Annotated in this window: 19 protein-coding genes; 11 read left to right on the top strand and 8 right to left on the bottom strand. The window is 71.7% G+C overall.

Going from position 1 to position 23138, the window contains the following annotated elements; genetic code table 11:
- Window positions 1-9: 9 nt before the first annotated feature.
- Genes ACSQ2F_RS04105 through ACSQ2F_RS04095 form a run of 3 tightly spaced genes read right to left on the bottom strand, consistent with a single transcriptional unit; the run spans window position 10 to window position 2834 of the window.
- Entirely contained in the window at window positions 10-993 is a 984-nt protein-coding gene (locus ACSQ2F_RS04105; RefSeq protein ID WP_436020050.1) for an NAD(P)H-dependent flavin oxidoreductase, read from the bottom strand.
- A 41-nt stretch (window positions 994-1034) separates the two neighbouring features.
- Entirely contained in the window at window positions 1035-1847 is an 813-nt protein-coding gene (locus ACSQ2F_RS04100; RefSeq protein WP_436020048.1) for an enoyl-CoA hydratase, read from the bottom strand.
- A 30-nt stretch (window positions 1848-1877) separates the two neighbouring features.
- Window positions 1878-2834: a hypothetical protein gene (locus ACSQ2F_RS04095; RefSeq protein ID WP_436020046.1), complete on the bottom strand. Its 957-nt coding sequence runs from the start codon at window positions 2832-2834 to the stop codon at window positions 1878-1880.
- A 180-nt stretch (window positions 2835-3014) separates the two neighbouring features.
- Here ACSQ2F_RS04095 and ACSQ2F_RS04090 point away from each other — a divergent pair, with 180 nt between their 5' ends.
- Window positions 3015-3833 carry a crotonase/enoyl-CoA hydratase family protein gene (locus ACSQ2F_RS04090; RefSeq protein ID WP_436020044.1) on the top strand — a complete coding sequence of 273 codons (819 nt, stop codon included), beginning with the start codon at window positions 3015-3017 and terminating at the stop codon, window positions 3831-3833.
- Between the two features lie 116 nt (window positions 3834-3949).
- Here ACSQ2F_RS04090 and ACSQ2F_RS04085 read toward each other — a convergent pair whose 3' ends face one another.
- The gene (locus ACSQ2F_RS04085) at window positions 3950-4492 is read right to left on the bottom strand and encodes a GNAT family N-acetyltransferase (protein WP_436020042.1); all 543 of its coding nucleotides are present in this window, start codon (window positions 4490-4492) and stop codon (window positions 3950-3952) included.
- A gap of 73 nt (window positions 4493-4565) precedes the next feature.
- Entirely contained in the window at window positions 4566-5603 is a 1038-nt protein-coding gene (locus ACSQ2F_RS04080; protein WP_436020040.1) for an AraC family transcriptional regulator, read from the bottom strand.
- A 212-nt stretch (window positions 5604-5815) separates the two neighbouring features.
- Here ACSQ2F_RS04080 and ACSQ2F_RS04075 point away from each other — a divergent pair, with 212 nt between their 5' ends.
- Window positions 5816-7072 (top strand): MFS transporter, encoded by a 1257-nt coding sequence (locus tag ACSQ2F_RS04075; RefSeq protein WP_436020038.1) that lies wholly within the window; start codon window positions 5816-5818, stop codon window positions 7070-7072.
- A gap of 56 nt (window positions 7073-7128) precedes the next feature.
- Window positions 7129-8163, top strand: a complete 1035-nt coding sequence (locus tag ACSQ2F_RS04070) for an NADP-dependent oxidoreductase (protein ID WP_436020036.1) — start codon at window positions 7129-7131, stop codon at window positions 8161-8163.
- Here the strand turns inward: ACSQ2F_RS04070 and ACSQ2F_RS04065 are convergent.
- On the bottom strand, window positions 8121-9611 hold the full coding sequence (locus tag ACSQ2F_RS04065) for an MFS transporter (RefSeq protein ID WP_436020034.1): 1491 nt from the start codon (window positions 9609-9611) through the stop codon (window positions 8121-8123). The two genes, ACSQ2F_RS04070 and ACSQ2F_RS04065, sit on opposite strands and share 43 nt — an antisense overlap.
- A gap of 159 nt (window positions 9612-9770) precedes the next feature.
- On the opposite strand from ACSQ2F_RS04065, the gene ACSQ2F_RS04060 reads away from it, so the two are divergent.
- Together ACSQ2F_RS04060 and ACSQ2F_RS04055 are read left to right on the top strand one after the other, a co-directional pair.
- Window positions 9771-10751 carry a LysR family transcriptional regulator gene (locus ACSQ2F_RS04060; protein ID WP_436020032.1) on the top strand — a complete coding sequence of 327 codons (981 nt, stop codon included), beginning with the start codon at window positions 9771-9773 and terminating at the stop codon, window positions 10749-10751.
- Between the two features lie 52 nt (window positions 10752-10803).
- Window positions 10804-11049, top strand: a complete 246-nt coding sequence (locus tag ACSQ2F_RS04055) for a hypothetical protein (RefSeq protein WP_436020030.1) — start codon at window positions 10804-10806, stop codon at window positions 11047-11049.
- 55 nt (window positions 11050-11104) lie between these two features.
- Here ACSQ2F_RS04055 and ACSQ2F_RS04050 read toward each other — a convergent pair whose 3' ends face one another.
- Window positions 11105-11806 (bottom strand): DUF899 family protein, encoded by a 702-nt coding sequence (locus ACSQ2F_RS04050; RefSeq protein ID WP_436020028.1) that lies wholly within the window; start codon window positions 11804-11806, stop codon window positions 11105-11107.
- A 430-nt stretch (window positions 11807-12236) separates the two neighbouring features.
- On the opposite strand from ACSQ2F_RS04050, the gene ACSQ2F_RS04045 reads away from it, so the two are divergent.
- The 4 genes from ACSQ2F_RS04045 (at window position 12237) to ACSQ2F_RS04030 (ending at window position 16452) form a co-directional block, all read left to right on the top strand.
- The gene (locus ACSQ2F_RS04045; RefSeq protein WP_436020026.1) at window positions 12237-13457 is read left to right on the top strand and encodes a helix-turn-helix domain-containing protein; all 1221 of its coding nucleotides are present in this window, start codon (window positions 12237-12239) and stop codon (window positions 13455-13457) included.
- Window positions 13458-13503: 46 nt separating this feature from the next.
- Entirely contained in the window at window positions 13504-14181 is a 678-nt protein-coding gene (locus tag ACSQ2F_RS04040; RefSeq protein WP_436020024.1) for a hypothetical protein, read from the top strand.
- Window positions 14182-14450: 269 nt separating this feature from the next.
- The gene (locus ACSQ2F_RS04035) at window positions 14451-15227 is read left to right on the top strand and encodes a hypothetical protein (RefSeq protein WP_436020022.1); all 777 of its coding nucleotides are present in this window, start codon (window positions 14451-14453) and stop codon (window positions 15225-15227) included.
- 316 nt (window positions 15228-15543) lie between these two features.
- Window positions 15544-16452 (top strand): PEP-CTERM sorting domain-containing protein, encoded by a 909-nt coding sequence (locus ACSQ2F_RS04030; RefSeq protein ID WP_436020020.1) that lies wholly within the window; start codon window positions 15544-15546, stop codon window positions 16450-16452.
- A 130-nt stretch (window positions 16453-16582) separates the two neighbouring features.
- Here ACSQ2F_RS04030 and chrA read toward each other — a convergent pair whose 3' ends face one another.
- Window positions 16583-17923, bottom strand: coding sequence for a chromate efflux transporter (chrA, locus tag ACSQ2F_RS04025; RefSeq protein WP_436020018.1), 1341 nt, complete (start codon window positions 17921-17923; stop codon window positions 16583-16585).
- 142 nt (window positions 17924-18065) lie between these two features.
- On the opposite strand from chrA, the gene ACSQ2F_RS04020 reads away from it, so the two are divergent.
- Both ACSQ2F_RS04020 and ACSQ2F_RS04015 read left to right on the top strand, forming a co-directional pair.
- Window positions 18066-19334, top strand: coding sequence for a metallophosphoesterase family protein (locus tag ACSQ2F_RS04020; protein ID WP_436020016.1), 1269 nt, complete (start codon window positions 18066-18068; stop codon window positions 19332-19334).
- Window positions 19331-22828 carry an AAA family ATPase gene (locus tag ACSQ2F_RS04015; RefSeq protein ID WP_436020014.1) on the top strand — a complete coding sequence of 1166 codons (3498 nt, stop codon included), beginning with the start codon at window positions 19331-19333 and terminating at the stop codon, window positions 22826-22828. Before ACSQ2F_RS04020 ends, ACSQ2F_RS04015 begins: the two co-directional genes overlap by 4 nt.
- Window positions 22829-23138 lie beyond the last annotated feature (310 nt).

Below are 23138 nucleotides of genomic sequence, written 5' to 3'. Positions count from 1 at the left end.
CGAGGGCCGTCAGGCGCCGCGCCCGTCCATGCGGGCCAGCCGGCTCGCGATGATCTCGTGGGCCTCGGCCATGATGCGCTCGATCAGCACCTTCACCGGCGGCACGTCGTTGATGAGGCCCGCCACCATGCCGCAGGACCAGGCGCCCGCGTCCATCGCGCCCTCCTGCATGATCCGCGGGTACACGCCCGCCACCTCGGGCAGGATGTCCTCGAACTTGATGTTGGCGCCCAGTGCACGCTCCTTCTCGAGCAGGCGTTCGACAGCGGCGTTGTTGAGCACCCGCTCGGTGTTGCGCAGCGGTCGCATGACCAGCCGGGTGTCGAGCTCGCTCGCCGCAACGATGGCCTGCTTGACGTTCTCGTGCACCGGCGCTTCCTTGGTGGCGATGAAGCGGGTGCCCATGTTCATGCCCTCGGCGCCGAGCGCAAGGGCCGCCACCAGCGACCGCCCGTCCGCCATGCCGCCCGAGGCGACGAACGGAATCTTCAGCGCCTCGGCCGCGCGCGGGAGCAGGATGAAGTTGGGGATGTCGTCCTCGCCCGGGTGGCCACCGCATTCGAAGCCATCCACGCTCACTGCATCGCAGCCGATCGCCTCGGCCTTCAGCGCATGGCGCACCGCGGTGCACTTGTGGATCACCTTGATGCCCGCCTCCTTGAGGGCCGGCAGCCACTTCTGCGGGTTGTTGCCCGCCGTCTCCACCACCTTCACGCCGCCCTCGATGATGGCCTTCACATAGCCGGGATAGTCGGGCGGCGTGACGGAGGGCAGGAAGGTGAGGTTCACGCCGAAGGGCTTGTCGGTCATCTCGCGGCAGCGGGCGATCTCGCGGGCCAGCAGCTCGGGCGTGCGCTGCGTGAGGCCGGTGATGATGCCCAGGCCGCCGGCGTTGGAGACCGCCGAGGCCAGCTCGGCCAGGCCGACGTGGTGCATGCCGCCTTGGATGATGGGGTGCTCGATGCCCAGGAGTTCGGTGATGCGGGTCTTCATGACGTGTTCTCGGTGAGTCGTTGATCGGGTGGCCGGTGCGCTCAGCGGCCCTTGAAGACCGGCTCGCGCTTGTCGACGAAGGCGCGCGCCGCGTCCTTGTGGTCGTCGGTCTGGGCGCAGTGGATGTGGTGCGTGGCCTCGAGGTCCAGGCATTCATCCACCTCGCCACCCATGGCGCGGTTCAGGTTTTCCTTCATGTAGCGGTAGGCGACCGCCGGCCCGTTGGCCAGGCGCTGGGCAATCTCGCCCGTGCGCGCCGCCAGCTGCTCGGGCTCGCACACCCAGTTGGTCAGGCCCAGGCGCAAGGCCTCCTCGGCCGACACCCGGTCGCTGAGCATGTACAGCTCCCGGGCCTTGGCCGCACCGATCAGCTGCGTCATGAAATAGGTGCCGCCGTAGTCGCCGGCGAAGCCGACCTTCGCGAAGGCGGTGGTCATGAAGGCGCTGCTGGCCATCAGGCGCAGGTCGCACGACATCGCGAGCGAGAGGCCCGCACCGGCCGCTGCCCCGGGCAGTACCGCAAGCGTCGGCTTCGGCATCTTGAAGAGGCGGCCTGCCGTCTCGCGCTGGCTGTGGCGCTGCTGGTGAATCGCCTCGTCGATCGTGCGGGTGGCCGCGCCCCCGGCTGCCATGCCCTTGACGTCGCCGCCGGCGCAGAAGGCCTTGCCGCTGCCCGTCAGCACGATGCAGCGCACGGCCAGGTCGAACTCGGCGGCCACGAGCTGCTGCTGCATGGCCTGCAGCATCGGCCGGGACAGCGCATTGCGCGCGTCGGGCCGGTTCATCGTGAGGGTGAGCACGCCGGCCTCGAAGGCGGCTTGCAGGTCAGGTGTTCCGGTGTCGATCTGGGGCATGGTGTGTCTCCGGTGAAAAGGATGGCGGCTTCAGGCGGTGAGGCCCAGGGCACGCGCCTCGGCCTCGTAGTTCGCATACGACGCCTTCAGCGTGGCGCCGTTCAGGATCATCTCGGCCACGAGCGTGCGCGTGCCGGCCTCGAACACCTGCGTGCGCATCCACACCGATTCCGTACGGGCGCTTTCGCTCAGGGCGATGATCTCGCGCTCCAGGTCATAGGCCTGGCCCACGAAGAGCGGCCCGCGCACAAGGCGGATCTGCTGGCCCGCGAAGAGCCCGACCGCCGGACCGCGACCCCGCAGGCCGGCGCGGTTGACGCTGCTGCCCAGCAGCACGCTGATCATCTCGATCGGGATGATGGCCCGGCTCCATGGCGACGCCGGCCCACCTTCGGGCGTGTACCAGGGCGACGGCTCGGTGATGACCTTGAGCTTCGACGCGAGCGTGAACGGATAGTGGTCTCCCATGTGCTGGTCGAAGCCCATGGCGATCGTCTCGGCCGCTGCCCCGCGCTGACCCACCTTCAGGTCGCGGTTGATGACAAGGCCGGTCGCCGGGCGCAGCCGGGCGATGCGCTGCGGGATCTCGTGGGCGCTGTCGGGCACGTCGCCCACCGAGGCCGTGCCGGTGAGCACCGGCGTGCCGTCGCGCTTCTCGGCCCAGATGCGCACGACGCGTTCACCGTCCTTGGGCGGCTGCACGAAGGCGCGCACCTCCTCGCCCTCCACCACCATGTTCTGGTAGTGCGCGCTGATGCAACCGGTCTCGAACCAGGCCTGACCGAACAGCTGGGTCAGCAAGGGATCGAACTGGCTGAAGTGCGTCGGGCCCTCGATGGGCCCGGCTCGCAAGCCGAGGTCCTCGGCCATCTTGTCGTCGTGGATCGAGAGGTGGCCGTCATAGGTCTGCTCGGCCAGCATCTGGCGCGGCTTGCGCAACACGCCGCACAGGGCGGCATCGGGCGTCTCGGGAAAGGCGAGGCTCATCGGTGCGTCTCTTTCTTGGAATGCGCTCGCTGGCGTGCAGCCGGCGGCAGACCTGCGAGGTTAGCCCCCGGCAGCGCGAGGCGCTGTCACGCGCGTTGCAGCGCAGAAGCCGGAGATGGCCGACCATCTCGCGACTCCGGCGCGTTGCGCCCTGGGTTTCCCCTAACCACCGTGCGCCCCATGCAACTCAACGTCACCACGCCCGCACCCGATCACGGCTGCATCGAGACCCAGGTCATCGGCCATGTGCTGCTCATCGGCATCAATCGTCCCGCCAAGCGGAACGGTTGGACGCCCGAGATGTTCCGACAGCTCGGCGAGGCCTACACCCGGCTGGACGACGAACCCGCCCTGCGCGTCGGCGTGCTGCATGCCTTCGGCGACCACTTCACCGCCGGCCTCGACATGCCCTCGGTGCAGGCCCACCTCGAACGCGGCGAGCGCCTCATCCCCGAGGGCCTCGTCGAGCCGCACGACTTCGGAAAGCCCGGCTACCGGCGCCGCACCAAGCCCGTGATCGCGGCGGTCAAGGGCGTCTGCTTCACCGTCGGGATCGAGCTCATGCTGGGCGCCGACATCGTGGTGGCGGGCGAGGATTGCCGCTTCAGTCAGAAGGAGGTTCAGCGCGGACTCATGCCGGGCGGTGGCGCCACCTTGCGCATGTCCGAACGCGCCGGCCTCGGCAACGCGATGCTGTACCTGCTCACCGGCGACGAGTTCGACGCCCCCACCGCCTACCGGCTCAACTTCGTGCAGAAGCTCGTGCCGAATGCCCAGGTGCTCGACGAGGCCCTCGCCATCGCCGAACGCATCGCCGCGCAAGCACCGCTCGCCGTCACCGCCACCCGCCTCAACGCCATCAAGGCGGTGGAAGAAGGACCTGCCGCGGCCGTGGCGGACTTCCCCGCCATCAGCAAGCGCATCTTCGCCAGCGAGGATTGGGCCGAAGGCGTGCGCTCGTTCGTGGAGAAGCGGCAGGCCAGGTTCAGTGGGCGTTGAGCTTCCGGCAGCGCGGTAGGTTCACCCGGCAACGTACGCCGTTGGAAGGTGAGACCGACGCGGCCGGTGCACCGAAGGCTCGCGCCGTGAGCGGGATGACGGCCCCCTGCCGCGCCTCATGCGGCCAACGGCGGCGTCGCGTGCAGGCGCGCCATGCGCAGGCTGTCGACGTACCGGCCGTCCCGCAGCGCGTAGGCGCGCTGAACGCCTTCGTCGATGAAGCCGAACCGACGGTACAGCCGTTGCGCTACGAGGTTGTCGGTGTACACGTTCAGTTCCAGGCGGCTCACGCCCACCCATCGGTCGGCGTAGTCGCAAACGGCCTGCAGGAGTTGCGTTCCCACGCCGCGCCCCTGCGCCTCGGGATGCACGTACATCCCCAGGCCCATGGCATGCCGCCGCCGCGGTGACGGATGCGCGGGGTGCAGGTCCACGGCTCCGACCGCCCGACCGTCCACCACTGCCACCAGCAGCAGGTTGCCGCTCGACGGGCCGAACGTGTCGGACAGACGCTGTCGCCACTGCGCCGCATCCCCATGCGGCATTTGCAGGAGGTGCGGGAACACGTCCGCATGCGACGTGATGGCGGCCAGCGCCTCGACGTCATCTGCAACGGCTCGGCGAATGAGAGCGGGCACGGCGGCGGGGCGGGAATCCATGGCGGCAGGCAGGCAGCGACGAAGCCCGCCATGCTAACCGGGGCCGCGGTGATTCGTCCTCCTCGCGCGGAAATCACGCCATGGTCAGCCGCCCGGCGGGCGCCGCTTCGCACGCCTGCCCCGGGTCGCCCCGCGCCGCGCTCGGCGGGTGGCCGATGATGCGCTTGAAGGCGCGGCTGAAGGAGGCTTCGGAGTCGTAGCCGAGGCGCTCGGCGGCCACGGCGATGCGCATGCCCTCCTGGGCGATCCAGCGGCGCGCCTGGAACATCTTCACCTTGGCGACATACTTGGCCGGGCTGTCGCCGACCGTGCGGGTGAAGGCCTCGGCGAAGCTGGAGCGGGAGGCGCCCATCAGCTCGGCGAGCGCGGGCACGGTCCAGTCGCGCTCCGGGTCGGCGTGGATGGCGGCGATGACGCGGCCGATCTTCGGGCAGCGCACGGCGGCAATCCAGCCGCTCGAGTCGTTGCTGCAGCCACATTCCACCCAGGCGCGGATGATGCTGGCCGCCACCGCATCGGCCAGCCGCGCGACGATGCCGCAGGCGCCGACGCGGTCGAGCGCGACTTCGCGCTCCATGGCCTCGAGCAAGGCCGGCACGGTGGGGTCGCGCCGCGCCAGTTCACCGGCGCGCATCACCTCCGGCATCATCATCATCAGCGGGTGCAGCGGGTCGAGGTTGAAGCGCAGCGCGCCGCAAAACAGCACCTCGGGTGCCGAGGCGGCCTGCCCCTCCGGTGGCGCGTTGCCGGCCACGACGTACACGTTCTCCGAGACGGGCACCCGCGACAGGGTGTCGATGTCGATCGCCGGCACGTCGGGCGCGCTGGCCAGCACGTGGAAGCTGCCGCGGGGAATGAGCACCGCGTCGCCTGCCCGCAACTGCAGCCAGTCGGACGTCCGGGTGCGCAGCCAGCAGCCGCCGCTGGCCACGAAATGGAAGCGTGCCGAACGCTGGGCGGGAAAGGTCACGGCCCAGGGCCCGTGCTGCACGCATCGGCCGTACTCCACGCCATCGAGGCGCAGGCCGACGAGCAGGCTGCTCAGGAGGTCGCGCAGGGCGGCGGGGGACTGTGCTGCGGTGGACGCCGCGTGCGGCTCGGGCGTCGGCATGGGCCCCCGCGCGGAGGGTCGCCGGGCGCGCGCTGCCTTGGACCGAACGACCGGGTCGGGCGCCGTGGGACGCGCGGCAGTGGCCGCAGCGGCCCGGGCAGGCAAACTCAATTCAGCGGAGGAATCGTCAAGCATTTCGGCTCTTCCGGCATGGAAACGCCGGGATCTTAATCCTAAGCTGGTCGCCAGTGTTCAACCCCTTGCGACAGCCCATGACCTCTCCATCCACCTGCTGCCCGGCCGCCGTCGCACCGTCGGAGGTCGCGCCCGCCGGCGCGGCCGCGACGACCGCGACGGGCACCGCCCCCCACACCACCGCCCCGGCGCGCTGGCCCGCCGTCGCGTCGCTCGGCCTCGGCGTCTTCGGCCTCGTCACCGCAGAGTTCTTGCCGGTCAGCCTGCTGACACCCATGGCGGCCGACCTCGGCGTCAGCGCCGGCGCCGCCGGTCAGACGGTCACCGCCACTGCGCTGGTGGGCGCGGTGGCCGCGCCAACCGTGCCGCTGCTCACCCGCAGCCTCGATCGCCGCCACGTGATGTTCGGCCTCACCGCCCTGCTCGTGCTGTCGAACCTGCTGGCTGCTACCGCGAGCAGCATGGCGGTGCTGCTCGCCGCACGCGTGCTGCTGGGCGTCGCGCTCGGGGGCTTCTGGTCCATGTCCGCGGCGCTCGCGATGCGGCTGGTTCCCGAACATCTCTTCGCACGCGCCATGTCCTTCATCCTGACCGGCGTGTCCGTTGCGACCGTCTGCGCCGCACCGCTCGGTGCCTGGATGGGCGAACTGTGGGGATGGCGCAGTGCCTTCGTGGCGGCCGGCGCGGTCAGCCTGGTCACGCTGGCGGTGCAGCTGGGAACGCTGCCCTCCCTGCCCCCGGTCAGCCGGCCCGATCTGCGCGTGCTCGCGCAACTCCTGACGCGCCCGCCGGTCCGGGTCGCCTTGCTCGCGGTGCTGCTCGTCATCTCCGGGCACTTCGCCGGCTTCACGTACATCCGGCCGTTGATGGAAGACATCACCCGGTTGTCGGTGCCCGCCATCTCGGCGGTGCTGCTGGCCTATGGCATCGGCGGCTTCTTCGGCAACTTCGCCGGCGGCTGGGTGGCCGGGCGAAGCGAGCGGCAGGCCATCGTCCTCGGCGGCGCGCTGATCGCGCTGCTGGCCGCCACCTTGCTGCTCGGGGGTCGCTTCCCACTGGTGACCGCGATCGCCGTGCCGCTGTGGGGCTTCGCGTTCGGGGCGTTTCCCGTGGGCTTCCAGACGTGGATCGTGCGAGCCGCGCCGGACCAGGCCGAAGGGGCCGGCGGCCTGCTGGTGGCGGCGTTCCAGATCGCCATCGCGAGCGGGGCCGTGGGGGGCGGGTTGCTCGTCGATCACATGGGCGCGCTCGGCGGACCGGCCTTCGCCGTGGTCACCCTGACGCTCGGCACCGCCCTCACGCTTCGCCACGGGCCTCGCCCGGTCACGGCCTGAGCCCGGCGCCGCCCGACTTTCCGCCTCGCCCTTTTCGTCACGCACCTGGAGCCACCATGCATGCCCACCCGTCGACCGTGAACCGCCGCATCGTCCTCGCTTCCCGTCCCCGCGGTCGGCCGTCACCCGAGAACTTCCGCCTCGAGGCGACAGCGGTTCCACAGCCCGAAGAGGGCCAGGTGCTTCTGCGCTCCCTGTACCTGTCGATCGACCCCTACATGCGCAATCTGATGGACGAGACGGGGCCGGGCTATGCGCCCTCCGTGGCCCTCGGCGAGCCCATGGTGGGCGGCACGGTGAGCCGCGTCGTCGAGTCCAGGCACCCCCGGTTCATCGAGGGCGAGCTCGTGCTGGCGAACGCCGGCTGGCAGGACTACGCGCTGTCGGACGGCAGCGACCTCCTCGCCCTGGGCGACATGCGAGAACCCTCGCATGCGCTGGGTGGCCTCGGCATGCCGGGCTTTACCGCCCATGTCGGCCTGCTGGACATCGGCCAGCCGCGGCCGGGCGAGACCGTGGTCGTCGCAGCGGCCACGGGTGCGGTGGGCGCCATCGTCGGCCAGATCGCACGCCTGCGAGGCGCCCGCGTCGTGGGCATCGCAGGCGGCCCGGACAAGTGCCGGCATGCCGTGGAAGCACTCGGGTTCGACGCCTGCATCGACCGGCACGCGCCCGACCTCGCGGGCCGACTCGCCGCCGCCTGCCCGGACGGCATCGACGTCTACTTCGAGAACGTAGGGGGCGAGGTCTTCGATGCCGTGCTGCCGCTGCTGAACATCGGCGCGCGCGTGCCGGTGTGCGGCTTCATCGCCCACTACAACGACCCCGGCGCGGCAGGACCGGACCGCCTGCCCGCCGTGCTCGCCACCCTGCTTCAGAAGCGCATCCGCATGCAGGGCTTCATCATCCTCGACCACTACGGCGAACGCTTTGATCGCTTCCGCGACGAGATGCAGCAATGGTTGGCCGAGGGGAAGATCACGCTGCGCGAGGATCGGGTGGACGGGCTGGAAAACGCACCCGCTGCGCTCGCCGGCGTGCTGGACGGTCAGAACTTCGGCAAGCGCGTGGTCAAGGTCTCGGCGGGTTGAGTTGCCAGGGATCGGCTCGGGCCCCTTGCGGCACACGAACCGATCCCGAGGGCCAATGTCGCCAGCCCGGCGCCGGCCAGGAACGTGGCCCGCAGGCCGGCGCCCATCGCTGCGGCCTCACCCCAGACGTACAGCGTCCCCATGGCCGCCGCGCCGATGATGAACCCGAGATTGCGCGAGAGGCCCAGCACGCCCGAGACCAGGCCGCGGCGCCCCGGCTCGACGTCGCGCATCACGGCGGTGTTGTTGGCCGCCTGGAACAGGGCGTAGCCCCCCGTGAGCAGGGCGAGCGGCAGCACGTAGCCCGCGATGCCCAGGGTCAGGGGCAGCCCCGCGAGCAGCGCGCAGCCGACGGCCATCGCACCCAGGGCGGTTTGCATGACGCGCCGCGTGCCCCACCGGTCGACCAGGCGACCGGCGGGCAGGCCAGTCAGGGCGGCCACCGCCGGCCCGGTGGCCAGCACCAGCCCGACGAGGCCCGGTGCCAGGGCAAGGGGTCCGGCCAGGTGGAACGGTCCGACCACCAGCGTGGCCATCATCACCATGGAGACGAGCGTGTTCATCGCGAGGCCGCCGCGCAGGCCGTCCTGGCGCCACAGCGAAGCGTCGAGCAGTGGCGCCCGGGCCCGCGCGTCGAACCGAAGGAACAGGGCGAGGCCGGCACCGGCAAGCAGCACCAGCGCCGCTTCGCGCAGCCCCGCCGCGCCGGCCGAGGGCGTGAGGGCCAAGGACAGCGCGGCGAGCGTCAAGGCCAGCAAGGCGATGCCGGGCAGGTTCAAGCGGTCACGCACCACCTGACGGCTCGCGGCGTCGGCGGGCAGGAAGCGACGCAACAGGACGACGGCCACGCCACCCAGCGGCAGCGTCGCCAGAAACAGGGCCCGCCATCCGGAAGTCTGGAGAAGCAGCCCCCCGACGGCCGGGCCGAGGGCGGTGCCGACGGCCGAGGCGCTGCCCAGCCATCCCATGGCCGCGCCGGCCTTGGTTCGCGGCACCGCATCGGCCACCATGGCGAGCGTGAGGGCCATCATCGCGGCCGCCCCGGCACCCTGCAGCGCCCGGGCGCCGACAAGGACCCACAACGTTGGCGCCAATGCGCCGGCCGCGGCCGCGGCGGTGAAGAGGGCGATACCTCCACAGAGCAGGCGGCGTCGACCGATCGCATCGCCCAACCGACCCGCACCCACCATCAATGCGGTGAGCGCGAGCAGGTACGCGATCACCACCCACTGCACGGCCTGGAACGACGCGCCGAACCCCTGCGCGATCGCCGGCAGGCCCACGTTGGCGATGCTGATGCCCAGGGCCGACAGCAGCATGCACAAGGACAGCGCCGCGACCGCGCCGGTGGAGGACGGCCCGCGCAGGGGCGGCGGCGACGTCGATCGCCCGCTGGTTGGCGGTGCGGCAGGTAGGGGTGGCGCGGCAGGTAGGGGTGGTGTGGTCATGCGGGCTCCAGGTGCAGGCGCGAACGGACTCCAGGAAGCGTAGGCGCCGTCCCCCCGCGGCGGAAGGCGCGCGGCGCACACGCACTCATTGCGTGCAACGCCATGCCAACAGGGCCTGTGCCCCGAACGCGGCCTGGTTTCGCTTGCTATCGTGCGCGGATGTCCCTGCCCGACCTGAACCTGCTCGTGACGCTCGACGTGCTGCTGGCCGAGGGCAGCGTCGCGGGCGCCGCCCGACGACTGCAACTCAGCCCCTCCGCCATGAGCCGGGCGCTGGCGCGCTTGCGCGTGACCACCGGCGACCCGCTGCTCGTGCGCGCGGGCCGCGACCTGGTGCCCACGCCGCGCGCGCTCGAACTGCGCGACGAGGTGGCGCGCCTGGTGGAGGGCGCCGGGGCGGTGCTTCGTCCGTCCCGTCCGCTCGACCCACGGCAGATCGACCGGACGTTCGCGCTGCGCAGCCGGGAAGGCTTTGTGGAAACCTTCGGGCCGGCGCTGCTTGCCCGGCTCGACGACGAGGCGCCCGGCCTGCGCCTGCGCTTCCTCCACAAGCCCGACAAGGACAGTGCGCCGCTGCGCGAAGGCGGCGTCGACTTCGAGACCGGCATCGTGACCGCCACGTCGGGGCCGGAACTGCGCACCCAGGCGCTGTTCCGGGACCGCTTCGTCGTGGTGGTCCGGCCGGACCATCCGTTGGCACGCGCGCCGCTCACGCCCGAGGCGTATGCATCTGCCCGGCACGTGCACGTCGTGCGCCGGGCGCGCGAAGGGCAACGCGGCGGCCTCGATGAAGCGCTGGAGGCGCTGGGCCTGGCACGCCGCGTCGCCTGCACCGTCGACAGCTTCGCGAGCGCCCTGTCTCTCGCGCGCGCGACCGACCTGGTGGCCAGCGTCCCCGAGCGCCACACGGCTGCGCTGCGCGACGGCCTGTGCACCCTTTCCCTGCCTGTCGAGGCGCGACCGTTCACGCTGAGCCTGTTGTGGCACCCCCGGATGGAGGGCGACCAGGCACACCGCTGGTTGCGCGGCGTGATCCGGGATGTGTGCCGTTCAGGACTGGATGACGACCTGCACGCCGGGTCGCCTGCCGATACCCTTGGCACCACCGCGGGTAGCGACGGCCGCGCCGCGGAGGTCTAGACTGCGCTCCGGGTGCTGGCCCCCATCGGCCAACGATCGACCGGAGATGAGCATGACGCTGCGTTCACTCGCCGCCACCGCGGCCCTGCTGGTATCGGGTGCGGCCTGGGCCTTCCACTGCCCTGCCGACATGAAGAAGATCGATGAGGCGCTGGCCAAGAATCCGAACCTCACGGCCGCCCAGATGACCGAGGTGAAGAAGCTGCGCGCCGACGGCGAGGCCTTTCACCAGGCGGGCAAGCACCAGGAATCGGTCGACACGCTTGCGAAGGCGATGAAGATCCTGAACGTGCAGTGAGGCCGTCAGGCCCGGCCGGGCCGGGCTTGCACGCCGCACGCGGCCTTCACGGCGTTCAGTACGACAGCTTGGGGTACCAGTCCGTGCCGCGCCCGTCCGGCGTCAGGTCGAGGATGGACCACAGCGACGCGATGTCAGGTGCGTCCCGCGGATCCTGCCCCGGGTCGGCCATCTTGTCCGTCATCTCGCTGGCCCAGAACAGGCGCACCCGCCCGTCGGCATCGCGTTGGTACACGGTGAGGGCCGGAAACTCGCCCTGCGGCGTGAGCAAGCCGAGGTCGGCTGCGTAGTCGTCACCCACCGTCTGCACGAACGTCAGGTCACGCCAGCCGCGTTCGGTGGCAAAGGCATATTGGCGCTCGACCGGGGACCGACCGAGGATCCGCAGCGACACCCGCTGCGAAATGTCGGCGCCATTGCCCTCGACGGCGCCCAACCAGTTCGTGCACATCGGACAGGGCCGTTCCCGCTCCGGGCCGTACATCCAGAAGTAGGTGACCAGCGTGGACTTGTCGCCGAAGAGATCCGCAAGCCCGAGGTCCCGGCCCTCCCGGTCCTTGAACCGGTAGTCCTTGTCGATCACCGGCCCGGGCGGCAAGGCCTGACGCTGTGCCACCAGCCTCGTCATGTGGCGCCTGAACTCGATCTCCTCGGCCAGCAACTCGCGGCGCGCCGCCTCGTACGCCGGCGAGGCGCCCGGGAACGGGGTGCGAGCGAGGGCGGCAAGTTCGCGGGCGGGTGTCAGGCTGGCGGTCATGGGCTTCTCCTGGACGGTGTTGTCGCGGCGCCGGGATGGCGCACCGCGATGAGGCGGCAAGCCGCATCGTGTCAGGCCACGCGATCCGGGGACGCCAGCAGGGGCTAGCGAACGGCGGCTCACCGTCCTGACATGGATCCCGCGTTACCCTGCGGGTGCCGGCTGCAGAGAGAAGCAGAAGCGCTCGTACGGAACCCGTGCCGTTCTCGTCGGGTTGCAGACGAATCCGTGCGACGAACCTTGAGACGACTCGGCGAAGACGGATGGCACCGCGAATCGCTCCGACCCCGACTCGTGGTCCTGAGCGGGGGCGCAGACGTCGTTGCAACGGCTCGCCGGGTGTACAACCCGGCTGGGCCGTGTGCCCGTCCCGGCCCGCTGCAAGGCCACACGCGTCCGTCTCTCTGCCGACCACATTCCCCAGCACGCCATGGATTCCCTCATCACCGCGGCCGCCCGCGCCCTTGCTTCCGGCGACATGCTGGGCGCCCTCAATCGCGTGGCCCTGCGTGAAGACGCCGCGGCACTCGCCCTGCGCGGCATCGCCATGGCACAGCTCGGCGAGCATGGGCGGGCGCGTGACCTGCTGCGCCGGGCCGGCCGCGCCTTCGGCGCCCACGAGGCGCTGGCCCGCGCCCGGTGCGTGGTAGCTGAAGCCGAAGTGGCGCTGGCGGTGCGGGACCTGGAGGGGTCCGCCCGCGCCCTGGCGGCGGCGACCCGCACGCTGGCCTTGCGAGGCGACGTCGCGAACGCCTCTCTGGCCGAACTCATCGGCGTTCGGCGCGCACTGCTGCTGGGCCGATTGGCCGACGCCGAGAACCGGTTGCGGTCGCTGGACGCCCAGCCGCTGCCGCCGGCCCTGGCGGCCGTGGCGGCGCTGGCGCGCGCCGAACTGGCGCTGCGCTCCCTCGACACGACCGCTGCATCCGCCGCGCTCGCCGTGGCGGGTGAGGCCGCGCGTCGGTCGGGCGTGACCGCCCTCGAAGCCGAGGTGGAGGATGCCGGCCGGCCGCTCGAGCGCCCTGCCGCCCGCCAGCGCTCACCACAGGGCGAACGCCTGCTGCGCCTTCAGGAAGTGGCATCGCTGATGGCGTCCGGCACGCTGATCGTCGACGCGTGCCGTCGTGGCGTCCGTGCCGGGGGCGATGGGCGGCCGCTGAATCGGCGCCCCATTCTGTTCACACTGGCCCGCTGTCTCGCCGAGGCCTGGCCGGGCGCGGCCACGCGGGAGCAGTTGATCGCCACGGTCTTCCGAACCCGTCAGCCGGACGAAACGCATCGGGCCCGCCTGCGGGTGGAGGTCGGCCGCCTGCGCCGTGTGCTGGCCGGCTTGGCCGTGGTCGACGCCACACCCGGCGGCTTCGCGCTGCGGGCCTGCGACGGCGGCCCCGTCACGCTGCTCGCGCCACCCGTCGAAGGCGACCATGGCGCACTGGCCGCACTGCTCGCCGATGGCGCCGCCTGGTCCACCTCGTCGCTGGCGCTGGCCCTTGGCGACAGCCAGCGCACGGTGCAGCGCTCGCTCGCGGAGCTGGAGGCGGCGGGCCGGGCGCGGTCCATCGGGCGGGGACGAGCGCAACGCTGGCTCGCACCACCCCTCGGCGGATTCACGACGATCTTGTTACTCCCTGCCTCGCTGGCTGCTGAGTAGAGTGCACTCACGCGCTGAATGACAGCGCGCCCAACAGGAGCCCGTGATGTCCACCACCCTCGACAAAAAGAAGCGCAGCGCCCCCGTCCAGACCGCCGAGATCCTGCAGGAGTACGGTCCCTTCGGCGGCGCCGACACCGTCAACGGCGTCACCCACGACGGCCGGCATGTCTGGGCCGCCACCGGCGAGCGCCTGGTCGCCTTCGACCCGGCCACCGGCGCGCCGACGCGCACGCTCGACCACGGGTGCGATGCCGGCACCGCCTTCGACGGCACCCACCTCTACCAGCTGACCGAAGCGCGCATCGACAAGCTCGATCCGGTGACGGGCGCCTGCGTGGCCTCCATCCCGGCGCCGGGCAAGGGCAACGACTCCGGAATGGCATGGGCCGAGGGCAGCTTGTGGGTCGGCCAGTACCGCGACCGCAAGATCCATCAGATCGATCCGACCACGGGTGCCGTGTTGCGCACCATCGACTCGAACCGCTTCGTCACCGGCGTGACCTGGGTCGATGGCGAGCTGTGGCACGGCACCTGGGAAGGCGACGAGAGCGATCTGCGCCGCGTCGACCCGCGCTCCGGGGACGTGCTCGAGCGCCTGCAGATGCCCGAGGGGGTCGGCGTGAGCGGCCTCGAATCCGACGGTCAGCAGCGCTTCTACTGTGGCGGCGGCCGCAGTGGCAAGGTGCGCGCGGTGCGACGCCCGCGGCCTGCAGCGGTCTGAGCGGTCGCGCGCGCCCGCCACGGGCCGAGGCCGATCCGCGGCCGTCCCCCGGCACCGCGCCGCTGACAGGTACCTGCGCTGGGCCAGCCGCGGGGGGCTGCGGACAGCGGCTGATGGGCGCCATCAGTCGACAAAGTGAAAGATGGCATGACACCCGACATGCCATCAGGGCTCACACGGGGGCAGAGCGCGCTCAAGTACAGTCGGTGCACCGCCCGCTGGGCGGCCCCGCCGTCCGTCCACCGTCCCGCCCCCACCGCCCCTCGCCAATGTCCCGCCTCCACGCCGAACTGCAGCGCCTCTACCTTTCCACTCCCGCCACGGCCGATGGCGCCGCAGCACCGGTCCGCTCGACCGACACCGCCGGACAGGTTCGTGCCCTGGTGCTGGAGCTGGCCCGCCCGGCCGACTGGACGCTCATCGGTCCCGTGTGGCGCGGGGTGCAGTCCGAACTCGGCTGGCCAGCACCGGCCATCGCGGTGTCGGGGACCGACGGGCTGCAACTCTGGTTCTCCCTCGCCGAGCCGCTGCCCGCCCCGGAAGCGCATGCCGTGCTGCAAGCCCTGCGCGGCCGTTTCATGGCGGATGCGCCGGACCGGCGGGTCCGCTGCTTCCCCGCCGCCGATGCAGACCCGTCGTCGTCACTGCAAGCACCTCGGGTGCCGGCCGAACAGGAGGCGACCGGCAACTGGTCGGCGTTCGTTGCCCCCGACCTGGCACCGGTCTTCGCGGACACGCCCTGGCTCGACATCCCCCCGAGTCCGGAGGGCCAGGCGGAGCTTCTCAGCCGGCTGCGGAGCATCACGCCGGCCGAATTGGCAGCCGCCCGCGAGACCCTCGACCGCGCGACGGCCCCCTCGCCGGCACCGCGTCCTGACCAAACCGCTGCGCCTCGGCAGGCTGCGGTGGTGGTCGAAGCGCTGGATCCGCACGCCTTCCTGCTGCAGGTCATGAACAACCCGACCGTGGACATGGCGCTTCGCATCGACGCCGCACGGGCGCTGCTGCCCTTCACCACCGGCTCGAAACCGGCCGCCTCTGCCTGACCTGGCGGCGCGCCGCCGGCACGCCGGCGCATGCCGGGCCGTGCCTTGCGTGACGCAACGCCGTGCGCGTCTTCGTCACCGTCGACGGCCGCGAAGACGCCCGCCGTGAACCAGCAGAAGGCCTGCATCGCAGACGTCGGGGCGCCATGACCGGGTCTCGGGCGAGCCAGCCAGTCAAGACACGCCATATGAAGGCCATTGGCCTCAACAAGCCTTCGATACCCGCATATCGGGGATGAAGGAAAGGCGGCTCCTGCTCCTACGATGGTTCTTTCAGCCAAGGCGTGGCGCGGCCACGCTCACAAGGGGAGAGGCCATGCATTCGATTCTTCGCCACGGTTTCGCGGTGGTCCTCATCGCGTCGGCCAGCAGTCCCGCCCTGGCCGGTCTGCCGGCCAACTACCAAGCCACTTTCGCGCTGTCCCCGGGGATCTTCGGCGGTTTGAAAACAGGCAACCCCATCTTCGACGGCGACCGCGTGTTCACCGGCGCCTGGGGCGACCAGGGCATCCCTCATGCGCGCACGCTGACAACCGACGTCGCTTCGTTCACGACCGCGCCGGATGGCAGCGTCACGCCGAACTGGGGTGCGTTCGCGTACGACGAGAACCGCGACCGCGGCGGGCTCGGCCCTCACTCGTTCGGGGGCACGTTCGCCTTCGGCTGCGGGCTCCCGGTGACCGGCTGCGCCAGCGGCTCGCACACCGACTCGGCCGCCCACGTGTTCGGGACGGGCATGGGCGCCCGCGTCTCGCTGACCGACCTGTACGCCAAGGCGACCACCGAGGCCAGCTGGGCGCGCGGGTTCTCGCTCGATCCCTATGCGTCCTTCACCTTCAGCGGCTTCGCCACGGTGTCCATCACGGGCGACGACACGCCGCTGCAAGGCGGCACCCGGGTGCAGAACGGGGGTGGCGACGGGATGACCACCTCCTCGATGACGTTCGGCGACCTGCTCGGCCGGGCCCGGACCATCATCGGCGCCTCCGTCTGGGGCGGCAACTCGATCTTTGCCGACATCGCCTACACCATGCGTGCAGATGGCCTGATGTCGATGACCATCACCAACAACAGCGATGCCACGCTGCTCGGCCGCCTCAACGCCGGCACCTACGTCGACCTGTCGCCGCCCATTCCGGAGCCGGAGACCTGGCTCATGCTGCTTGCGGGCGCCGGCATCGTGGGCGCTGCATCACGGCGACGTCAGCGATCGCTGGCCGCCTGATCGCGTCGATCGTCAGCGCGACCTCCATTCACCAGAGGCCGCGGCACGTCCGACACCGCTGAACCCGATTCCGCCGCCGTCGGCGCGGCCTGCTCCGCTGGCGGACGGGAGGAGGTTCGAGCGTTCGACGTCACCGCAACGCGTGCACAACCAGCCCGGCCAGCGCACAACCGAACAACAGCGGCATCACGCCCACCTTGAAGCGGAACAGGGCCACCAGCGCCCCAACGGCAATCAAGGCCGACGGCACGTCGAAGCGGCCGTCGAAACCTTCGGGCCACAGCACGTGGTAGGCGAAGAACAGGGCCAGGTTCACGATGACGCCGACCACCGCTGCCGTAATGGCCGACAGCGGCGCGGTGAACCCGATCCGCCCGTGCGTTGCTTCCACCAGCGGGCCACCGGCCAGGATGAAGACGAACGACGGCAGGAAGGTGAAGAAGGTGACCACGACGGCGGCGGCCGTGCCGGCAAGCAGCAGCGCATCGGGCCCGAACACCTGCAGCGTCCACCCGCCCACGAAGGCGACGAAGGCGACCACCATGATGAGGGGGCCCGGCGTCGTCTCGCCCAGCGCCAGGCCGTCGATCATCTGGCCGGCCGTCAGCCACTGGTAACGCTCCACCGCGCCTTGGTAGACATAGGGCAGCACCGCATAGGCGCCGCCGAAGGTCAGCAACGCCGCCTTGGTGAAGAACAGCCCCATGCGCGCGAACGGTCCGTCGGCACCCTGTGCCCAGACCAGGCCCGCCATGGCCAGGGCCCACAACACCAGCCCCGTGCCGACGACGATCGCCAGGCGGCTTCGCGAGAAGCGCGCGTGCGGCGGCGTGGGCGTGTCGTCGTCGATCAGGGCGGCACCGTGGCCGGCGACCGCGGTCGAGGCGGCGCCGGCGGGGGCGAACACCGCGGGGGCATCGCGCGAGCCGATGAACCCTACGAGGCCGGCGGCCAGCACGATGACCGGGAACGGCACGTCGAACACGGCCAAGGCCACGAAGGAGAGCACGGCGATCAGGCCCATCCACCGGTTGCGCAGCGCGCGCGAGCCGATGCGGTGCGCTGCATGCAACACCAGTGCCGTCACCGCGGGCTTGATGCCGTAGAAGACCGCCGCCACCAGCGGCTGGTGGCCGAAGCGGAGGTACACCCATGACAGGCCGATGAGGATCACGAGCGAGGGCAGCACGAAGAGCGCGCCCGCCACGATGCCGCCCCAGGTGCGGTGCATGAGCCAGCCGATGTAGGTGGCCAGCTGCTGGGCCTCCGGGCCCGGGAGCACCATGCAGTAGTTGAGGGCGTGGAGGAACCGCCGCTCGCTGATCCACCGCCGGCGTTCCACGAGTTCGGCATGCATGATCGCGATCTGCCCGGCGGGGCCGCCGAAGCTGATGAAGCCGAGCTTGAGCCAGAAGCGGAAGGCTTCGGCAAAGGTGACGGCGGCGGGCGCGGGGCGGTCGGGCGAGATCAAGGGTTCTCCTGCGGGCGGCATTGTCGAGCGGCCGAGAACTCGGCCGCCCCGCAGTGTGCCTGCAAGCGATGACGGGCGGCCGAAGCCTGGCCCACCCTGAAAATGGGCCAGACTATGCGGTCCGCCACCGCCATTTGCCCCCGTGAAGTTCATCCACGCCGCCGACCTGCACATCGACAGCCCCCTGCGCGGGCTCGACACCTACGAAGGCGCTCCCGTCGACCTGCTGCGCGGCGCCACCCGACGCGCCTTGATGGCGATGGTGGACCTGGCCCTGCGTGAGCAGGTGGACCTGGTGCTGCTGGCCGGCGACATCCACGACCGTGACCTGGGCGACTTCCGCGCGGCCCTCTTCTTTCGCGAGCAGATGGTGCGGCTCACGAGGGCCGGCATCCGGGTGTTCGCGGTCAAGGGCAACCACGACGCCGAAGGCCAGATCACCCGCCGGCTGCCCGCGCTCGAAGGCCTCCACGTGTTCAGCGCACGCGCGGCCGAGACGATCGACCTGCCGGAGCTCGGCGTGGCCGTGCACGGCCGCAGCTTTCCCGAGCGGGTGGTCACCGAGGACCTGGTTCCTTCCTATCGCGAGGCGCTGGCAGGCCGCTTCAACATCGGGATGCTGCACACGAGCCTGACGGGTCGTGAGGGCCATGACCCGTATGCCCCGACCGACGTGCCCACCCTCGCCTCGCGCGGCTACGACTACTTCGCGCTCGGCCACGTGCATGTCCGGGAGGTGGTGAAGGAAAGCGGCCCGCGCATCGTCTACCCCGGCAACCTGCAGGGCCGGCACGCCGGCGAGACCGGCCCCAAGGGCTGCGAGCTGGTCACCGTCGAAGGCGGGCGCATCACGGCGGCGGAGGCCGTCGCACTCGACGTGGTGCGCTGGCACGCCCTGACGCTGGATGTGTCCGGCGTGAACGACATCGATGCAATGGCGCGCGCCTTCCATGACGCCTGTCGCACCGTGCTGGTCCGCGGCGCCGACCGGCTGCATGCGCTGCGCGTCACGCTGGTGGGCGCATCGCCACTGCACGCCATCGAGGCGCGGGAACCCGGCTCGCTCGCCGCCGCCGTGCAGGCGGCGGCGCACGAGGTCGATGTGTCCGACGTCTGGATCGAGTCGGTGCAGGTTCGGCTGCGCTCGCCCGTCGACCGCGCGGCCCTGGCCGACCGCGCGGACGCACTGGGCGACGTGGTGCGCCTGGTCGACGAACTGCTGGCGGACGACGCGGCGCTGCAGGCGTGGGGCCGCGAGCGCCTGGACCGCTTGCCCGCCCTGCCGCCCGGCCTGGCCGACCTGGCGGTCGACCGGCTCGATGCCGATGCCCTGCGCCAGCTGCTGGTGGAGGCCGAAGCCACCGTGCTGTCACGCCTGGCGCCTGCCTCCGGCACGGGGAGCCCGCAATGAGGCTCGTCGAACTGCACCTCAAGGCCTTCGGCCCGTTCACCGATCAGGTGCTGCCGCTCGGCAACGCGGACCAGCGGCTCGTGCTGGTCCATGGCCTGAACGAAGCCGGCAAGTCGTCCGCCATGCGGGCCATGAAGGCGTTGCGCTTCGGGGTGCCCGTCCGCACCACCGACAACTTCCTGCACGACTACGCCCACCTGCGGGTGGGCGGCGTTCTCCTCGATGCTGCCGGCCAGCGCCACGCCCTGATGCGGCGCAAGGGCAGCGGCCAGACCCTGCGCTTCTTCGATCCCGGCGCGCCAGGGGCGGAACGCCCGGACGCCGTGCCCGCGCCACTGCTGCAGGCACTGCATGCGGGGCTGTCGGAGGCGGACTACCAGACCCTCTTCGGGCTGGACCACGCGACCCTGCGCGCCGGGGGCGCCGCACTCGCTCGGGGCGAAGGCGAGATCGGTGCTGCCCTGTTCGAGGCGAGTGCCGGTGTGGCGGACGTGTCGCGCATGCTGACCGAACTGGACGCCACGGCGCGCCGCTTCTATCTGCCCTCGGCGGCCGGCCGCAACGCGCGCATCAACCAGGGGTTGGCCGAATACAAGCTGCAGGCCGAGCGGCATCGCGACGCGCTGGTTCGGCCCGTGAAATGGGAGGCCGTGCACCGGGCAAGCCAGCTCGCGCACGAGGCGCTCGCTGCCGCCGAAGCCGCGCATGCCCGCATCGCGGCCGAGCACCTTGCCGCGCGCGAGCTCATCGCGGTGGCGCCGCTGCTGGCCACCCTCGTCCACGCGAACGGCGTGCTGGCGAGCCTGGTCGACATCCCGCTGCTCGCCGAGAACGCGGCGGCCGAACGGTCCGCGGCGCAAGCCGGTCTGACGGAAGCGGAGGCCGACATCCGCTCCGCCGAAGACGCCGCCGCCATGCACCGCGGCACGCTGGCCGGCACCGCACTCGACACCGCGGCGCTGGCCGTCGCGCCGGCGATCGCGCGGCTGAACGCCTCCTCCGCCACCCTCGCGCAGCTGCTGGCGCAGCAGGCCACGGCCACCGCGGACGAGGCGCGCGCGGCGCATGAACTCGCGTCGGTCGCCGCCGCGTTGGCACCCGGCATGGACCCCGACACCCTGCATCGTCAGGCGCCCGGCCCCGCCGTTCGGGCGCGGCTCGAGGAAGCGATGGCCGCGCTCGACGAGGCCGGGCGCGCCCTGGCCCAGCACCGCGAGCAGGCGCCCGAGGCCGGTGCCTCCGCGCTGTCGGAGCTGCGCCCGCTGCCCGAGCCGCATTACCAGTCGGCGGTGCGCGCGGCGCTGGCCGACGTGTCCCGGCATGAGCCGGACCTGCAGCGCCTGGCTCAGTGGCCGGCGGCCATGGCCGCCGACGCTCGGCTGGTGCGCAGCCGGCTCGATGCGGTCGGCCTTCCCGATGCGGCCGCCGCGCAACGTGCGCGCCCCTTGCTGGCCGCCGAGATCGACGAGGCACAGCGCCTGTCCGCCGACCTGGCCGCCCAGCGTGCGCAACAACAGCAGCGCATCGCCGACACGCGCCATGCCCAGGACGAGGCCCGGCGCGCCATCGACACCCTGCTCGCCCAGGGCCCGGTGCCGAGCCACGAGGATGTGCAAGGCGCGCGGCTGCGGCGCGACGCCGAGTGGCACGCCCTGCGGGGCCCGCTTCTCGGGACGGCACCGATGCCCGCGGACGGCGCGGCGCAGTCCGCCTCCTATGAACTCACCGTGCAGCGGGCGGACCAGCTCGCCGACCAGGTCTCGCGCGACAGCGAGCGCGTGGCGCGCCTCGCGGCCGCCCGCCAGCAGGCCGCTGCGCTGGAGGCCGAACTGGCACGGCGCGAGGGGGAACTCGTCCGCATCGAGGCCGCGGCCATGGCCGCCGACGCCCGGTGGGCCGAGCGGCTGGGCGCGGCTGGCCTGCCACACCACTCGGCGGCGGTGCTGCGGGACTGGCAGCTGCGGCTTGCTGCGGCCCTGCAGGCGCTTGACGACCAGACCGCACACCACGCCGAGGCCGAGGCGCTCGAAGGACTGGCCGAACGGCTCGTTCAACAACTGCGCGACGCGCTCGAACAGCTCGGCCTGTCGCCGGTGGACGGGACCGCGTCGCTCGGGCGCCTGCGCGCGCTGGCCGAGCAGGACCTGGTGCAGGTGGAAGCGCTGGCCGCAGCCCGCAACCACGCCGCCGGCCAGGCGCAGCAACTGCAGCGACTCGCCGAGCAGCACGCGAGCCGCGCCCGGGAGCTGGAAGCCGCGTTCGCCGACGCGCGCGCCGCATTCGCGGCAGAAGCGGATGTCCTTCGGCTGGCCGGCGACGCATCGCTCGCGGTGGCCCGCGCCCGACTTGCCGAGTTCGACCGCCTCGCCGCCGCGGCCGCCGCCCGGGACCAGGCGCGCCTGCGGGCACAGGGCCATGCCTCGGCGCTGGCCGTGCACGACGCAGCGGCCGCAAGCATCGCCGCCGCGCTCGGCGAGCCGCCCCCCGCCGACGTGGTGCTGGCCGCAGAGCTGTGGTCGGCGCGGGCCGCGCGCGCACGGACGCAGCAGGACGCGGCCGACCGGGCCGCTCAGCGCCTGGCCGGGGCCGAGGACGCAGTGACCGCCCATCGCGCCAAAGCCGCCCGCCACCGCGCCACCCTGATGCGGCTGTGCCGGGACGCCGGTGTCGACAGCGCCACCGACCTGCCGGAAGCCGAGGAACGATCGGCCCGCAAGCGCGAGGCGGAGCGTGACGCTACGGCGGCCGCCCGCGCGCTGGCCCAGGCCTCGCGGCGCAGCACGACCGAACTGGCCCGGGCGCTTGACGGCCGCGATGCGCAGGCCCTGAACGCGGAGGAACTGCGCCTGGAGCAGGCCTTGGTGGAGAGCAACGCACGCATGGCGCAGGCCCGGCGCGAGGACGAGGCGGCGAGACGCGAGCTCGATGCCATCGACGCGGCCGACACCGCCGCGGCCGCGGCGGATGCCATGGCACGCGCCGAAGCCGGCGTGCGCCAGGCCCTGCCGCTGCAGCGGCGGAGCCGGCTCGCCCACGCCCTGCTGCAGGAGGCGGTGCGCCGGTTCAAGGAGCGATCGCAGGGGCCGATGCTCTCTTCTGCCTCGCGTCACTTCGCCCGCCTCACCGGCGGCGAGTTCGACGGCCTGCAGCATGACGATACCGATGCCGCGACGGTGATCGTGGCGCGTCGACCGAGCGGCGCGACAGTCGGGATGGACGCCCTCAGCGAAGGCACCCGCGACCAGCTCTACCTCGCCCTGCGGCTCGCCGCGCTGGAGCTGCAGCGCGCCCGCGGCATCGACCTGCCGGTCATCCTGGACGACGTGCTGATGACCTCCGACGACCGGCGGGCCACGCACATCCTCCAGGCCCTCGCCGAGTTCGCAAGCGGCGGCCAGGTCATCGTGTTCACGCACCACGCCCACCTGTGCGATGTGGCCCGCCAGGCGGTCGGTCCGGACCGGCTGGCCATCGTGGAACTGCGCCGTACCTGAGGGAATTCCCCCGCCTGCCTCATCCTTGGGCAATCCAACGCAAACCCAATGCCGACGCGGCCTGTGGAGGTTCTTCACCAAGTTGTTCACATGTCTGTCCACGGGCCGTGTGGACAGTCGAAGGCCCCGCCGACACCCTGACAGCGAAATGTTCACTTGACAACGCCGTTCGCATGGCGCTCCGGATGAAGTCAGCTCGTCCTGATCTCTTGCCGCATCACCCGCTCGCACCCCCACCGGTCGCGCCGCATTCAGCGTCCTCTCCTCGGCGGCCCGAAACCAACATTGGAACCGGCCCCATGCACGAGCG

This window comes from Rhizobacter sp. LjRoot28 (genome assembly GCF_964253025.1).
In the GTDB taxonomy this organism is placed as follows: domain Bacteria; phylum Pseudomonadota; class Gammaproteobacteria; order Burkholderiales; family Burkholderiaceae_C; genus Rhizobacter.
This window is presented reverse-complemented; position numbering and strand designations above follow the sequence as displayed.

Excerpts from the sequence above, each read along its gene's own strand:
- ACSQ2F_RS04105 (WP_436020050.1), bottom strand. The coding sequence starts at position 993 with ATGAAGACCCGCATCACCGAACTCCTGGGCATCGAGCACCCCATCATC.
- ACSQ2F_RS04100 (WP_436020048.1), bottom strand. The coding sequence starts at position 1,847 with ATGCCCCAGATCGACACCGGAACACCTGACCTGCAAGCCGCCTTCGAG.
- ACSQ2F_RS04095 (WP_436020046.1), bottom strand. The coding sequence starts at position 2,834 with ATGAGCCTCGCCTTTCCCGAGACGCCCGATGCCGCCCTGTGCGGCGTG.
- ACSQ2F_RS04090 (WP_436020044.1), top strand. The coding sequence starts at position 3,015 with ATGCAACTCAACGTCACCACGCCCGCACCCGATCACGGCTGCATCGAG.
- ACSQ2F_RS04085 (WP_436020042.1), bottom strand. The coding sequence starts at position 4,492 with ATGGATTCCCGCCCCGCCGCCGTGCCCGCTCTCATTCGCCGAGCCGTT.
- ACSQ2F_RS04080 (WP_436020040.1), bottom strand. The coding sequence starts at position 5,603 with ATGCCGACGCCCGAGCCGCACGCGGCGTCCACCGCAGCACAGTCCCCC.
- ACSQ2F_RS04075 (WP_436020038.1), top strand. The coding sequence starts at position 5,816 with ATGACCTCTCCATCCACCTGCTGCCCGGCCGCCGTCGCACCGTCGGAG.
- ACSQ2F_RS04070 (WP_436020036.1), top strand. The coding sequence starts at position 7,129 with ATGCATGCCCACCCGTCGACCGTGAACCGCCGCATCGTCCTCGCTTCC.
- ACSQ2F_RS04065 (WP_436020034.1), bottom strand. The coding sequence starts at position 9,611 with ATGACCACACCACCCCTACCTGCCGCGCCACCCCTACCTGCCGCACCG.
- ACSQ2F_RS04060 (WP_436020032.1), top strand. The coding sequence starts at position 9,771 with ATGTCCCTGCCCGACCTGAACCTGCTCGTGACGCTCGACGTGCTGCTG.
- ACSQ2F_RS04055 (WP_436020030.1), top strand. The coding sequence starts at position 10,804 with ATGACGCTGCGTTCACTCGCCGCCACCGCGGCCCTGCTGGTATCGGGT.
- ACSQ2F_RS04050 (WP_436020028.1), bottom strand. The coding sequence starts at position 11,806 with ATGACCGCCAGCCTGACACCCGCCCGCGAACTTGCCGCCCTCGCTCGC.
- ACSQ2F_RS04045 (WP_436020026.1), top strand. The coding sequence starts at position 12,237 with ATGGATTCCCTCATCACCGCGGCCGCCCGCGCCCTTGCTTCCGGCGAC.
- ACSQ2F_RS04040 (WP_436020024.1), top strand. The coding sequence starts at position 13,504 with ATGTCCACCACCCTCGACAAAAAGAAGCGCAGCGCCCCCGTCCAGACC.
- ACSQ2F_RS04035 (WP_436020022.1), top strand. The coding sequence starts at position 14,451 with ATGTCCCGCCTCCACGCCGAACTGCAGCGCCTCTACCTTTCCACTCCC.
- ACSQ2F_RS04030 (WP_436020020.1), top strand. The coding sequence starts at position 15,544 with ATGCATTCGATTCTTCGCCACGGTTTCGCGGTGGTCCTCATCGCGTCG.
- ACSQ2F_RS04015 (WP_436020014.1), top strand. The coding sequence starts at position 19,331 with ATGAGGCTCGTCGAACTGCACCTCAAGGCCTTCGGCCCGTTCACCGAT.